Origin of the sequence: Leyella stercorea, from assembly GCF_019052365.1 — a bacterium.
Taxonomy (GTDB): Bacteria; Bacteroidota; Bacteroidia; order Bacteroidales; family Bacteroidaceae; genus Prevotella.
Genome location: NZ_JAHQUY010000042.1, coordinates 15,338 through 28,404 on the forward strand (window position 1 = coordinate 15,338; position 13,067 = coordinate 28,404).

General features: G+C 51.8%; 12 protein-coding genes. 7 read left to right on the forward strand and 5 right to left on the reverse strand.

Going from position 1 to position 13,067, the window contains the following annotated elements:
• Nucleotides 1-79 precede the first annotated feature (79 nt).
• Nucleotides 80-751 carry a tRNA (N6-threonylcarbamoyladenosine(37)-N6)-methyltransferase TrmO gene (tsaA, locus tag KTQ90_RS08515; RefSeq protein WP_217318060.1) on the forward strand — a complete coding sequence of 224 codons (672 nt, stop codon included), beginning with the start codon at nucleotides 80-82 and terminating at the stop codon, nucleotides 749-751.
• Between the two features lie 271 nt (nucleotides 752-1,022).
• On the opposite strand, the gene KTQ90_RS08520 is transcribed toward tsaA, so the two are convergent.
• From KTQ90_RS08520 to KTQ90_RS08530, 3 genes are read right to left on the reverse strand one after another with little or no spacing between them, the layout of a single operon-like run.
• Nucleotides 1,023-1,244 (reverse strand): hypothetical protein, encoded by a 222-nt coding sequence (locus KTQ90_RS08520; RefSeq protein ID WP_217318062.1) that lies wholly within the window; start codon nucleotides 1,242-1,244, stop codon nucleotides 1,023-1,025.
• On the reverse strand, nucleotides 1,241-1,714 hold the full coding sequence (locus tag KTQ90_RS08525) for a DUF3990 domain-containing protein (RefSeq protein WP_217318063.1): 474 nt from the start codon (nucleotides 1,712-1,714) through the stop codon (nucleotides 1,241-1,243). Before KTQ90_RS08525 ends, KTQ90_RS08520 begins: the two co-directional genes overlap by 4 nt.
• A complete protein-coding gene (locus KTQ90_RS08530; RefSeq protein WP_217318064.1) occupies nucleotides 1,711-1,935 on the reverse strand; it encodes a DUF3791 domain-containing protein in 225 nt (74 codons plus the stop codon). Before KTQ90_RS08530 ends, KTQ90_RS08525 begins: the two co-directional genes overlap by 4 nt.
• Before the next feature lie 501 nt (nucleotides 1,936-2,436).
• Between KTQ90_RS08530 and KTQ90_RS08535 the strand changes: the two genes are divergently transcribed.
• Nucleotides 2,437-4,323 carry an Omp28-related outer membrane protein gene (locus tag KTQ90_RS08535; RefSeq protein WP_217318066.1) on the forward strand — a complete coding sequence of 629 codons (1,887 nt, stop codon included), beginning with the start codon at nucleotides 2,437-2,439 and terminating at the stop codon, nucleotides 4,321-4,323.
• Between the two features lie 324 nt (nucleotides 4,324-4,647).
• Here the strand turns inward: KTQ90_RS08535 and KTQ90_RS08540 are convergent, their stop codons facing one another.
• Nucleotides 4,648-5,973, reverse strand: coding sequence for a YihY/virulence factor BrkB family protein (locus KTQ90_RS08540; protein ID WP_217318067.1), 1,326 nt, complete (start codon nucleotides 5,971-5,973; stop codon nucleotides 4,648-4,650).
• A 281-nt stretch (nucleotides 5,974-6,254) separates the two neighbouring features.
• Nucleotides 6,255-6,662, reverse strand: a complete 408-nt coding sequence (locus tag KTQ90_RS08545; RefSeq protein WP_217318068.1) for a DUF3127 domain-containing protein — start codon at nucleotides 6,660-6,662, stop codon at nucleotides 6,255-6,257.
• Nucleotides 6,663-6,880: 218 nt separating this feature from the next.
• Here KTQ90_RS08545 and dnaN point away from each other — a divergent pair, with 218 nt between their 5' ends.
• From dnaN to recN, 5 genes are all read left to right on the forward strand, one after another.
• Nucleotides 6,881-8,005, forward strand: coding sequence for a DNA polymerase III subunit beta (dnaN, locus tag KTQ90_RS08550; RefSeq protein ID WP_022158122.1), 1,125 nt, complete (start codon nucleotides 6,881-6,883; stop codon nucleotides 8,003-8,005).
• Nucleotides 8,006-8,122: 117 nt separating this feature from the next.
• Nucleotides 8,123-8,974, forward strand: a complete 852-nt coding sequence (locus KTQ90_RS08555) for a 3'-5' exonuclease (protein ID WP_217318069.1) — start codon at nucleotides 8,123-8,125, stop codon at nucleotides 8,972-8,974.
• A gap of 166 nt (nucleotides 8,975-9,140) precedes the next feature.
• Nucleotides 9,141-10,343 carry a bifunctional phosphopantothenoylcysteine decarboxylase/phosphopantothenate--cysteine ligase CoaBC gene (gene coaBC, locus KTQ90_RS08560; protein ID WP_217318070.1) on the forward strand — a complete coding sequence of 401 codons (1,203 nt, stop codon included), beginning with the start codon at nucleotides 9,141-9,143 and terminating at the stop codon, nucleotides 10,341-10,343.
• A 25-nt stretch (nucleotides 10,344-10,368) separates the two neighbouring features.
• Nucleotides 10,369-11,289: a type IX secretion system protein PorD gene (gene porD / locus KTQ90_RS08565; RefSeq protein ID WP_217318072.1), complete on the forward strand. Its 921-nt coding sequence runs from the start codon at nucleotides 10,369-10,371 to the stop codon at nucleotides 11,287-11,289.
• 32 nt (nucleotides 11,290-11,321) lie between these two features.
• Nucleotides 11,322-12,989, forward strand: a complete 1,668-nt coding sequence (recN, locus tag KTQ90_RS08570) for a DNA repair protein RecN (protein WP_217318073.1) — start codon at nucleotides 11,322-11,324, stop codon at nucleotides 12,987-12,989.
• Nucleotides 12,990-13,067 lie beyond the last annotated feature (78 nt).

The window sequence follows — 13,067 nt, forward strand, 5'->3', positions numbered from 1 at the left end:
CAGCCTCAAGGTTGTAATGATATCGCAGCCACAAGGTGCATTGCCCTTCCTTCCATGCTATTATAAAAAACCGAAATCAATGGAAATAGAACCGATAGCTTTTTTTCGTTCGCCCTTTGCCACTAAGTTCGGCATACCCAAGCAGAGCGGACTTGCCGACACGCTACACGGAACGATAGAGTTCGTGCCGAAGTATCGCAACGCCGACGCTCTGCGCGGCATGGAGGACTTCGACTATCTGTGGCTCGTGTGGGAGTTCTCTGCCAACAGGCACGAGGCAACAAGCCCCGTCGTGCGTCCGCCGCGTCTTGGCGGCAACACTAAGGTGGGTGTCTTTGCTACGCGTTCGCCCTTCCGTCCCAACCGCTTGGGGCTTTCTTCCGTGCGCATCGACCGCATCGACTACGATGCAGCCGACGGACCGCTCATTCATGTTCTCGGTGCCGACCTCATGAACGGCACACCTATCTACGACATAAAGCCTTACGTCACTTATGCCGACTCGCATCCCGACGCCCGTAGCGGCTTTGTCGATGCCACAGCCGCGCGCCGTCTGCACGTTGTCTTCCCCGATAGTTTGGCTTCAGAGTTCACAGCCGAAGAGCTTGCGTCGCTCAAGAAAGTGCTCGCGCTCGACCCCCGTCCGCAGTATCACGACAACCCCACAAAGGTGTACGGCATGGAGTTCGCACGCCGCGATGTGCGCTTTCGTGTCGAGGGCGATAGGCTTGAGGTTGTGGAGATTGGGTAGAGCATCCTAAGCTTTAACCATCCGTAGCGGAGGTCTCTGGCCTCCGCAGCAAGCAATGAATACTTTATTAATGAATTGTTTTGGGATTGGTGCTGCGGAGGCCGGAGACCTCCGCTACGGACAATTTATTCCATTGAACGTTCATAAAAGTGTGGTTTTATAGCTGTTGAACGTTCATAAAAGTGTGGTTTTGTAGCTGTTGAACGTTCATAAAAGTGTGGTTTTGTTCTGTATGTTGTTGGTTTTCATGGGGTTGCAGATTACTGTAATTCTACCCAATTTTCCCGTTTTTTATTTCGTAGTCTAAGAACGAGAATACGTATCTTGGGCTTTGGTAATAGAGTCCTGCTTTTTCGTTCATCACCTTTTGGTAGGTTTCGGAATTGAAAATGAGGGCGAGAGCTTCGTTCATCTTCATATTCTTGTTCTGTTCCATTAGCAGAATGGCTAAGTTTTTAACCATATCTGACTTCATTTCATTTATTTCGTTCATAATCTTTTCAATAATTGTATAGCACGCTCTGTTCCGAAGAAATACTGGATAGTGATTCCTTTCATGTATTTTAATCTCTTGACCAATGTTGGCAGGTCTATGAGCTGGCTTTCGTATTTCCAAAGCTGTACACCCACTCGGTCGTTGGCTATCGGTCCTATTACTATGTCGTAATTGTGCGCAGGGTTAGGTGAGGCGTTTTTTCTGTTTAGCAGAATAAACTTTGCCCATTCTTCTGTGTAGTCATCAAAAACTAAACATTTAAGGTTTTGCATTTCATTCTCGTCTATGGAGTATTCTTGAACTTGCGGTGTTCCAGTCTCCATTTGTTCGAACTTGATTTGAGCCATATTCTTGGCTTGTTCGTAATCGGCAGAAAGATAGAAACCGCGTCCAAAATCTTTGTTGGGTTTGGATTGGGTAATATCTATACGTTCAAAATCGGTACATGTTCCGTGATATAGTTTCATTGCAGTCCTCCTCCCTTTCTATGACAATACTCGGTGATGTCTTCAACCATTGATGTGAATGATTGTGTATGGACATAGTCGTAATGCTTGTCCAAGAAAGCCATTCCTTGGTAACGATTGAGGTAGTTGAACGCTTGCTTCATAGTAAGTCCGTGCTTTCGTCCGAACTCAAGTATGAAGATCATGATCCAATCTAATTTGTCGCTGAGTGTATATGCCATATTCAATAGTTTATTTTCTTGTGTAAAGTTATACTTTATTATTTGAAACGGCAAGTCTTTGTCTTCGTTTTTATTCTCTTTGCACACTTTTTTGCTGTATCATAACTGTTGAACGTTCATAAAAGTTTGGCTTCAATATCTGGCATACTTTTAGTCCGGACGATATTTGCAGGTTTTGACCGCTCATAGCTCGCGAAAAATTAAAAACAAAAATTTGCCATTGAAAGTGAAGTGGTAAGAAGGTTAAAAAAGTAAAAATTTTAATACGTCTTGCCGCTACGGATAGCTATATAATAATGTATGGGTTTTGAGGTGAAAGTAAGAAAAACGGTTTGGATGTGTGCAAAATGCGACTAAAATAAAAAATAATGTGTCAAAATGTTTGTTCGTATTGAAATTATAACTATCTTTGACGCAGAAAAGACGCCTTGGCAAAACGCACGGCACGTTCTTGGGCATATTTTTATACAAACCGCAATACAAACCACAAAACCAGACGCTATGAGAAGATTTTTACTTTCCATCGTAGCCTTCGCTTTGGCATTGACCGCAAGCGCACAGGCGAGCGTACAACAACAGCAAGAGAAATATAGGGTTGTAGAGTGCAACCCCATAATGGTGAAGCACAGCGGGGCTGTGAGCAAGGCGCCGAGGAAGATAGCAAGCAACCAGCGCTGGGTGGGCTATTACTCATCCGATGCGCTTGCCGATTACGGTATGGGTGTCCCTTCATATCCTGGCGAGAACAAGGTTGCCATCTACCTTACTGAATCGATTCTGAAGCCTTATATCGGCATGAAGATTGTAGGCATCCGCTTCGGACTCTGCGCTGACATCGGTCAGTCGTCCGTGTTCCTTTCGCAGATAAAGGACGGTTATCCTGACCAGGTGCTTACATACACATACGTTCAGAACGGCGTAACAGGCTGGAACGAGGAGACATTCCCCAAGCCTTACACCATCAAGGCGGGCGAAGAACTGGTGGCTGGCTTCGAATACACACAGTATGGCGACGACGAAGACCACTCGTATCCGTTCTCGGCAGTAGCAGAAGGCGACGGCAGCACACCAATATGGTTCTGGTGCTCGAAGAACGGCACAGACTATTCGTGGCTCCAGTTCACAGCCGGCGGAAAGAGCATGAGTATACAGGTGCTTGTAGAGGGCGAATTCCCCGACTACAGCGTTAAGCCTTATTCGTTCAAGACCGTAAGAGGTATGGTAGGCGGCACGGCTGTGGCTAACGTCAAGGTAGACAACTATTCGGCGTACGACATCAGTAAGATCGGCTACGTAGTTACGGTAGACGGCGTTGCTGGCGCAGAACGCACAGCGGTTGTTGACGGAGGCATAGCTCGCGGCAAGTCGGGTTACTTCATGGCTGACGTGCCTTGTGGCGCCACTGAAGGCGTGAAGGATGTGACGGTAGAGGTGACAAAGGTGGACGGCAACAATAACGAAAATACCGACCGCGTCGCAAAGGGCAAGCTGAACGTTTCTTCTACACGTTTCGCACGCAACCTCTGCATCGAGGAGTTCACGACAGAGAAGTGTCCTAACTGTCCGCGCGTGGCAGGTTATCTGCACAAATATCTCGAGAAAGCCGACCTCAGTCGCGTATATGCTGTATGTCACCATGCCGCTTTCTACACCGACTGGCTCACGCAGCCTTGCGACGAGGATCTTACCTATCTCTTCAACGACGCCGGCTCGACATATGCTCCTGCAATGATGTTCAACCGCGAGCCCGACTTCAAGTCGGCCTACGCATCGGGCGAGATGGACAATGTCACTATCCCGGGCAGCGCAGACGACATTGAGCTTTTGGCACAGTATTATCTCAATTCGACCGATGCCGACGTGAAGCTCAACATGAAGGTGGCTTACGATGAGGGCAACAATCTGTATAAGATAACCGTCAGCGGCGAGTCGAACAATGTGTTTGACAAGGAGAGCGCACGCCTCACTCTGTATATGACTGAGGACAACATAGCAGCCAAGAGTCAGGCGGGCGGTGGCAGTAACTTCGTACACCAGCACGTGATACGCCAGTACAACACCTCGTGGGGCGAACCGATTACATGGAATGGCAACAGCTTCTCTCAGACCTTCGAGTGGGAGGTTGACGACACATGGAAGAAGGAAGACATCAAGTTGGTGGCTCTCGTGAACAAGTATAACCGTAAGGATGTTCTCGACAACCGCATTGAGAATTCAATCGGTCTGAGCCTCTCTGAGGCTACTTCAATCCAGACTCTTGACGCCGACGAGAACGCAGTAGAGGTGGCACGCTACAATGCAGCAGGTCAGCGTATCAACGGCGAGCAGAAGGGCCTGAACATTGTGAAGCTCAGCAACGGCACTACATTGAAGGTTGTAGTGAAGTAAACGTTTCGGTTAATAATGAGGTAAACGCTTTAGGAATTTATAAAAAAAAGGAGGTCTGTGGCCTCCTTTTTTTGTGTCATATTGCGTACGATACCCTCTCTCGTAGCGGAGGTCTCCGGCCTCCGCAGCACCAATTCGTGAGCCATTGCCGCCGTATAGCGTTCGCAATCCGATCGGGCGGCGTTCGGAATCTGATTGGACGGCGTTCGCAATCCGATCGGGCGGCGGACGGAATCTGATTGGATGGCGTTCGCCGTCCGATGACTAAACGATAGGAAAAGGAGCGTGAAAGTGTCGCTCCCAACCTACGCTCTGTGTTGTTTTTTACAAGTCTTTCAGCAGCACTTCGCGCTGGCTGTTCAGATACGCGTTGCGCTCGGCAATGATGTTCTTCCATGCCTCCGACGAGAGTCGCTTCACGTCAATCGTGAGCGACCACTTGCCGTGCGCCTCCAAGCGGTCGATCAGTGTGCCCACGCTCAGGCGCGACAGACATTCGGCAGGCTGATAGAGCGACTCGCCGTCCTTGTCGCCGCCCGGTATCTCGGTGAGCACGCCTATCTGCACAAGCTCGTAGAGCAGGTCGTTCACGATGCGGATAGGTATGCCCGTGTCGAGCTTCAGCTTCAGCGCCGAGTAGGGCTTGCCGCCCTCGCTGAAGCGGTGGCAGATGCGGCTCGATATGACGAGGCAAAGCAGCGTCTTGTAGCGGTGGCTGAGGTCTTCGGTCTTAGCCTTGAAGGCGTAGTCGTCCATGTTCTGATTGGCGTAGCACAGCTCCGCACCGAACAGGCATATCAGCCACGATATCTGCACCCAGAGCATGAACAGCGGCAGAGCGGCAAACGAACCGTAGATGGCGTTGTAGCTGCTCACCCAGATCTGCGAGTTGATGTAGAAGAGCTGCAGACCCTGCATGGCTACACCGGCGAGTATGCCGGGCACAATAGCGCAACCCACCTTCACCTTTGTGTTGGGCATGAAGAGGTAGAGCGCAATGAACACGCCCGACATGATGGCGTAGGGCATGAGCTGCAGGAAGAACTGCGCCAGCGAACCGATAACCATCGTGTCCTCAATCTCCTTGAAGATAGTGGCGAAGAAGATGCTTATACCCGACGTGATAACTATCACTATCGGCACAAGCAGAAGCATCGACGTGTAGTCGGTGATGGTGCGGAACACGCTGCGCGGCTTCTTCACCTGCCAGATGTCGTTGAACGTGCGCTCGATGTTGCTGATAAGCATCATCACGGTGAAGAGCATGAACAGCAAACCGATGCCGAGGAAGAGTCCGCTCTTGGTGTGTACGAGGTAGGAGTTGACGAAGCCGATGATTATCTCCGCCACCTGCGGCTGGCTGGAGAACGAGTCTCTGAACCACAGCTCGATATACTTGTTGAAGCCGAAGCCGCGCGCTATGCCGAACACCACGGCGAAGATGGGCACGATGGCGAGCAGCGTAGAGTAGGTGAGGGCTGCCGCCGCACTCGTTATGCGCTTTGTGGTGGTGAACTCGATGGCGAGCAGCAACTTTTTCAGTATGCTGTAGAACAGGAAACGCATGGAAGACACATCGTCCTTGCCGACGCTCCATATTCCTACGGTCAGAAATTTGTATATGTCTTGCAGTCTTTTCTTTATGTCCATTTGTTTCGTTTGTTTGCTTTAGTTGAAAAAAAGGAAGGATTCGTGCTTTGCAGAGCCTGCCGATTGGCTTGCGCCAAACCTGCTGATTGGTTTGCGCCTGGCTCCATTTGCTTGTCTGCGTCGAACCCACGAATGATGTTGATTTGTGCAAATTTAGTAAAATAAAGCAAACGTACAAAATAAATAAAAGAATAATAGCAAAGACTCTGCCATAATGCGGCAATGTCTTTGCTATTATTCTTTTCCCGTCTGGTATTGAACCTTGCGCTGCGTTCTGCGTCTTAGAACGGCAGGTCGTTAACCGGATCAGCCTCTGGAGCCGGAGCTGCGGGCTGGGGAGCTGCTGCGGGCTGGGGAGCTGGAGCTGCGCCGAACACTGCGCCCGGAACGATGCCAGCCTGAGCTGCGCCAACTGTTGCAGGGTCTACTTGGCGAACGTCGAAAGCACGGATGCTATTGAACCAACGGCCCTGATACTCGTGAGCGTCGATGTCGAAAGAAACGGTCACTTCCTGACCTAACTGTATGTTGAAACGGCTGATGCGGTCGGCACCGAACACGCTGAACACCATCTTGCGTGGATACTGGTCGTGTGTCTCTACCACGTATTCTTGAACTTTCCATTCGCCACGTGCGTTAGTACCTGTTTTTTCGGGCAGCACAGCGATTACTTTACCTTGTAATTCCATTTTCTGTATTGTATTTAATTTGTGTTATAAAAGCTATGAGGTTTGTTCTTTGGTTTGCGAAATTAATAAAAATGTGGCGAAACAAGAAACTTTTGAATGAGTTTTTGTCGTAGTCGGATATTTTTTAGTAAATTTGCCTAAAAATATAGCGTAAGCAAAAATACAAAACAAGTATATTCAAAAATCAAAACAAGTATAATCAATAAAGCCAAATATCAATGCAATTCACTTTATCAAGCGGCGCGCTTAACAGCCGTCTCCAAACCCTCGCAAGAGTTATCAACAGCAAGAACACTCTGAGCATTCTTGATTGTTTCCTTTTTGAAGTAGCAAACAACGTTCTGACTGTAACTGCCAGCGATTCTGAAAACGTGATGCAGTCGACTATAGAGCTTGCCGAGTGCTCGGGCGACGGCAAGTTTGCGCTTTCCAACCGCACCATCCTCAACGCTGTGAAGGAGCTGCCCGAGCAGCCGCTCAGCTTCAATGTAGACGAGAACGACTTCTCGGTTGTCATCGACTATCTCAACGGTTCGTTCAAGCTGACAGCGCTGTCTGCCGACGACTTCCCGATGATGCAGGACTTTGACGGTGAGGTGACAACGCTTGTTATGGATTCTACTCTCTTCGCAGAGAATCTCTCTCGCTCGCTCTTCGCTACAGCTCAGGACGAGATTCGTCCGGTGATGGGCGGCGTATACTTCGACCTCACAGCCGACAACCTCGCTGTTGTGGCTACCGATGGTCATAAGCTCGTGCGCAACCGCATTCTTACTATCAAGAACGACGTTCCGGCATCGTTCATCCTGCCGCAGAAGCCGGCACAGCTGCTCAAGGGCGTGCTGCCGAAGTGTGAGGGCGACGTCGTTGTGAAGTTCAACAGCAAGGGCGCTGAGGTGCGCTACGCAGACGGCTGCCTCAACTGCCGCTTGATTGAGGGTCGCTATCCCAACTACAACTCGGTTATCCCGACAGCCAACACCAACAGCATCAACGTAGACCGCAAGTCGCTCATGGGCGCACTGAAGCGTGTGCTGCCGTTCGCAAGCGAGAGCAGCCAGCTCATACGCTTCCACGTAGAGGCTCAGCGTCTGTGCCTCACAGCAGAAGACATCGACTTCGCTACAAGTGCTAAGGAGAGCGTGGCGTGCGAGTATAACGGAGCAAAGATGGACATCGGCTTCAAGGGCGGCGCCATCTACGAGATTCTCAACAACATCGCAAGCGACGAGGTTACTATCCTGCTTGCCGACCCAAGCCGTGCAGGTGTCGTAGTGCCTACCGTTCAGCCTGAGGGTCAGGAGATTCTCATGCTCATCATGCCTATGCTGCTGAACGACTAATAAAGTCGGTCAGTGCGTTAGCGGCTGATTAATGCTTTGAAGAAACAGCAAAAGATATTACTCTTTAGTTTATAGCCGCGCCATATTGGTGCGGCTAAATTCTTAAAAACAACAACAATGAAACTCAATCTTACACGTCCGCTTATAGTCTTCGACCTTGAGACTACAGGTCTCGACTTTATCCGCGACCGTATAATCCAGATATCGTACATTAAAGTGTCGCCCGACGGCACAGAAGAGCGCGAGAACCTCTTCGTAAACCCCGAGAAGCCCATACCGCACGAGGTGGTAGAGCTGACCGGTATCACCGACGACGACGTGAAGGAGGCGCCTACGTTCAAGACGCTTGCACCGCAGCTCTGCGAGAAGTTCAAGGGCTGCGACTTCGCTGGCTACAACTCCAACCATTTCGACATACCGATGCTCGCAGAGGAATTTCTGCGTGCAGGCATCGACTTCGACTTCTCCAAGGTTCGACTCATCGACGCTCAGACCATCTTCCACAAGATGGAGCGCCGCAACCTTGCTGCTGCGTACAAGTTCTATTGCGGCAGAAAGATGGAGGACGACTTTACGGCGCATCGTGCCGACGAAGACACCGAGGCTACATACCGTGTGCTGATGGGCGAACTCGACAAGTATGCGCCTGGTGTGCAGGAGGAGCCCGACCGCGTTCTGGAGAACGACATGGACAGTCTCGCCGAGTTCTCTAAGCAGAACGACAACGTAGACTTCGCAGGTCGCATCGTGTGGAAGCCGGTGATAGGTGCAGACGGCAAGCCGGTGCTCGACGCCGACGGTAAGGAGCAGAAGGTGGAGGTGTTCAACTTCGGCAAGTACAAGGGACGCCCCGTTGCCGATGTGCTGCGCACAGACATAGGCTACTACAGCTGGATGATGGGCGGCGACTTCACCTTCAATACCAAGCAGGTGCTCACACGCATTCGCCTCAGAGGATTTAATAAATAATGTTGAGGTGTTGAGATGTTGAGATGTTGAGAGATGTATGTTGTGATGTTGACATATCTCACCACCTCACCATCACACCACCTCACCACCTCACCATCTCACCATCTCACCATCTCACCATACATCTCTAACCACCTCACCATCTCACCACATCAACTATAAAACCATGCTAAAAGGAAAGAAAATAGTATTAGGCATAACCGGATCAATCGCCGCCTACAAGTCGTGTCTGCTCATACGCGAGTTTGTGAAGCAGGGCGCAGAGGTGCAGGTCGTGATTACGCCGGCAGGCAAGGAGTTCATCACTCCGATTACGCTCTCCGCACTCACGCACAAGCCCGTTGTCAGCGAGTTCTTCTCGCAGCGCGACGGCACATGGAACTCGCACGTCGACCTCGGATTGTGGGCTGACGCAATGGTCATAGCGCCTTGCACGGCGAGCACGCTCGGCAAGATGGCGCACGGCGTGGCAGACAATATGCTCATCACCACATATCTCTCTATGAAGGCGCCCGTGTTCATCGCTCCGGCTATGGACCTCGACATGTATGCCCATCCGTCTACGCAGCAGAACATGCGCACACTGGCTTCCTACGGCAACCGCTTCATAGAGCCTGCAAGCGGATTCCTTGCAAGCGGACTCGAAGGTAAGGGACGCATGGAGGAGCCGGAAGTGATAGCGCGCCGTGTGTCGGAGTTCTTCGACCAGAACGACAGCAATAGTCCGCTGAAGGGCAAGCGCGTCGTAATCACAGCCGGTCCTACATACGAAAAGATAGACCCAGTGCGCTTCATCGGCAACTACTCAAGCGGCAAGATGGGTTTCGCCATCGCCGAAGAGTGTCGCCGTCGCGGTGCAGACGTCACGCTCGTAGCCGGTCCTGTCAGTCTGAAGTGCTCCGACGCCATCAATCGTGTTGATGTGGAGTCGTGCCGTGAGATGTACGACGCTGCTACCGAGGCGTTCAAGACGGCTGACGTAGCCATACTTGCTGCGGCTGTAGCCGACTACCGTCCGGCGGTGCAGGCAGACCAGAAGATAAAGCGCGGTGAGGGCGACATGCAGATAACCCTCTCGCCGAACCCTGATATTGCTGCCACACTCGGACAGATGAAGACCGAGCGTCAGACTATCGTGGCGTTCGCTCTCGAGACCAACGACGAGCAGGCTAACGCCGAGCGTAAGTTGCAGAAGAAGAATGCCGACTTCATCGTGCTGAACAGTCTGCGCAACGAAGGCACATGCTTCCGCACCGACGACAATCAGATAGAGATTATCGGTCGCGACTTCCGCCATGCCTATCCCAAGAAGTCGAAGGCCGACACCGCTGTCGACATCGTCAACGAGCTGGAGCTGGTCGTAGGGTAGTTACAAACTTCTCATTTTAATAAATATGATAAAGCGCTATATAGTTAGAATCGTATACGTCGCATTGCTGTTGCTCGGTTTTGCCACAGAAGCTGAGGCGCAGGAGCTGAACGCACGTGTGAAGATCAACCACAACCAGATTCAAGGCACCGACAACTCGGTGTTCGAGGAGCTGGAGCAGACCCTCACGCAGTTTATCAACGAGCGCCAGTGGACCAACCTTCAGTTTCAGAAGAACGAGCGCATCACGTGCAACTTCAACATCACCGTGACGGCGTACGACAACAGCACGAACGTCTTCACGTGCAAGGCTGTGATACAGGCAAACCGTCCTGTGTACAACTCAACCTACACTACCACGCTCTACAACAATACCGATAACGACTTCAACTTCGAGTACGCACAGTTCGACCAGTTGCAGTTCAACGAGGAGCAGGTGGACAACCAGCTCACGGCGCTCATCGCCTACTACGCTTACCTCATCATCGGCATGGATCTCGATTCGTTCTCGCCGATGGGTGGCGAGGACATACTGCAGCGCTGCATGAATCTTGCCAACAACGCACAGAACCTCAACTATCCAGGCTGGAAGGCGTTCGACAACGGACGCAACCGCTTCGCCATCATCAACGACTATCTTGAGGGCGCTATGAAGCCGTTCCGCCAGTTGCAGTACGACTACTATCGCACAGGTCTCGACGAGATGGCGACGAACGTGGAGCGCGGACGCGGCAACGTGACCACAGCGCTCGAAACCGGTCTGAAGAAATGCCACGAAGACCGTCCGCTTAGTATGCTTCCGCAAATCTGGACCGACTACAAGCGCGACGAGCTTACCAATATATATAAAGGTAAGGGCACACAGAAAGAAAAAGAAACGGTCTACGATATTCTCTTCTCTATCAATGCAAGCCAGAATTCGGCTTGGGAGAAGATAAAGGAGTAGGCTCCTACACACATAATCTATAACTATTGTCTATGTTAAAAAAACTCGACATACGCAACTTCACGCTCATCGACCATCTTGAGATGGCGCTCTACCCAGGCTTCTCCGTCATTACGGGCGAAACCGGCGCAGGCAAGAGTATCGTCATCGGCGCCATCGGACTGCTGCTTGGCAACCGCGCCGATGCGAAGCAGGTGAAGCGCGGTTGCGAAAAGTGCATCATAGAAGCCACATTCGACCTTAGTATCTACCACTCCGACGTGCTGAAAGACTTCTTCGAGGACAACGACCTCGACTACGAGCCGGAGGAGTGTCTGCTGCGTCGCGAGGTGAACGCCAACGGCAAGAGCCGCGCTTTCATCAACGACACGCCGGTGACGCTCGCTCTTATGCGCGAGCTTGGCGAACAGCTTATCGACGTGCACAGCCAGCATCAGAATCTGCTGCTCAGCAAGGAAGACTTCCAGCTGAACGTTGTGGACATCATTGCGCGCGACCGCCAGCAGCTTGCCGACTATCGTGCGGCGTTTGCAGAGTTGCGCTCTGCGCAGCGCCGTCTTGAGGAGTTGCGCGAACAGATAGCAACGAGTCGCGACAACGAAGACTTCCTGCGCTTTCAGCAGAAGGAACTCTCCGAGGCTAATCTTGCTTCGGGCGAGCAGGAACAGCTGGAGCAGGAGGCGGAGCTGATGAGTCATGCCGAAGACATTAAGCGTGCGCTGCACGAAGCTGACTACGGACTTTCGGGCGACGACACGGGCATCGTGAACCTCACACGCTCTATCGCCACACAGTTGCGCAGCGTAGCCGATGTCTATCCCGAAGCGCAGGAGCTTGCAGAGCGTCTTGAGAGCTGCTTTGTCGAACTGAAGGACATCTCGCAGGAGATAGCCTCGAAGGTGGACGACGTAGAGTACGACCCGCAGCGATTTAATCTCATAACACAGCGCCTCGATACCATATATACCTTGCAGCAGAAGTTCCACGTGCAGACCGTCGATGAGCTGCTCGACCGTCTCAACGGCATCAATGCGCAGCTCGACAACATCGACAACTCAGACGAGGAGCTGCAGGAACTGGAACGCAGCGTAGAGAAGTTGCACGCCGTATGCGTTGAGAAAGCCGTCGTGCTTACAGACATGCGCCGCAAGTCGGCTACGGTGGTGGAGCAGGAGCTTTCGAAGCTGCTCGTTCCGCTCGGCATCCCGAAGGTGCGCTTCAAGGTGGATGTGTCGCCAGCCGATCTCTCTACGAACGGCGCCGACAAGGTGATGTTCCTCTTCAGCGCCAACTCCAGCACCGACATGCAACCCGTATCGCAGGTGGCGTCTGGCGGCGAGATAGCCCGCGTGATGCTCTCGCTGAAGGCGATGATAAGCAAGGCGATCGGTCTGCCTACAATCATCTTCGACGAGATAGATACCGGTGTGAGTGGTAGGGTAGCCGAGCAGATGGCGCACATCATGCGCGACATGGGCAAGGCAAATCGACAGGTGATCTGCATAACTCACTTGCCGCAGATTGCCGCCGCCGGATCTACCCACTACAAGGTGGCGAAGCAGGAGACCGAGCAGGGCACGGTGTCGACGATGACGCAGCTCAGCGACGAACAGCGCATCACGGAGATTGCGCAGATGCTCTCCGGCAGCGATGTTTCGCAGGCTGCTGTGGACAACGCGAAGTCGCTTTTGGCATTATAGGAGGCTATGGCATCCTAAGACTTACCTGTTGGCGGAATTAATTTAGTGCATACTTAATTCTGCCAATGGGCTTGTCGT

Excerpts from the sequence above, each read along its gene's own strand:
- tsaA (WP_217318060.1), top strand. The coding sequence starts at position 80 with ATGGAAATAGAACCGATAGCTTTTTTTCGTTCGCCCTTTGCCACTAAG.
- KTQ90_RS08520 (WP_217318062.1), bottom strand. The coding sequence starts at position 1,244 with ATGAACGAAATAAATGAAATGAAGTCAGATATGGTTAAAAACTTAGCC.
- KTQ90_RS08525 (WP_217318063.1), bottom strand. The coding sequence starts at position 1,714 with ATGAAACTATATCACGGAACATGTACCGATTTTGAACGTATAGATATT.
- KTQ90_RS08530 (WP_217318064.1), bottom strand. The coding sequence starts at position 1,935 with ATGGCATATACACTCAGCGACAAATTAGATTGGATCATGATCTTCATA.
- KTQ90_RS08535 (WP_217318066.1), top strand. The coding sequence starts at position 2,437 with ATGAGAAGATTTTTACTTTCCATCGTAGCCTTCGCTTTGGCATTGACC.
- KTQ90_RS08540 (WP_217318067.1), bottom strand. The coding sequence starts at position 5,973 with ATGGACATAAAGAAAAGACTGCAAGACATATACAAATTTCTGACCGTA.
- KTQ90_RS08545 (WP_217318068.1), bottom strand. The coding sequence starts at position 6,662 with ATGGAATTACAAGGTAAAGTAATCGCTGTGCTGCCCGAAAAAACAGGT.
- dnaN (WP_022158122.1), top strand. The coding sequence starts at position 6,881 with ATGCAATTCACTTTATCAAGCGGCGCGCTTAACAGCCGTCTCCAAACC.
- KTQ90_RS08555 (WP_217318069.1), top strand. The coding sequence starts at position 8,123 with ATGAAACTCAATCTTACACGTCCGCTTATAGTCTTCGACCTTGAGACT.
- coaBC (WP_217318070.1), top strand. The coding sequence starts at position 9,141 with ATGCTAAAAGGAAAGAAAATAGTATTAGGCATAACCGGATCAATCGCC.
- porD (WP_217318072.1), top strand. The coding sequence starts at position 10,369 with ATGATAAAGCGCTATATAGTTAGAATCGTATACGTCGCATTGCTGTTG.
- recN (WP_217318073.1), top strand. The coding sequence starts at position 11,322 with ATGTTAAAAAAACTCGACATACGCAACTTCACGCTCATCGACCATCTT.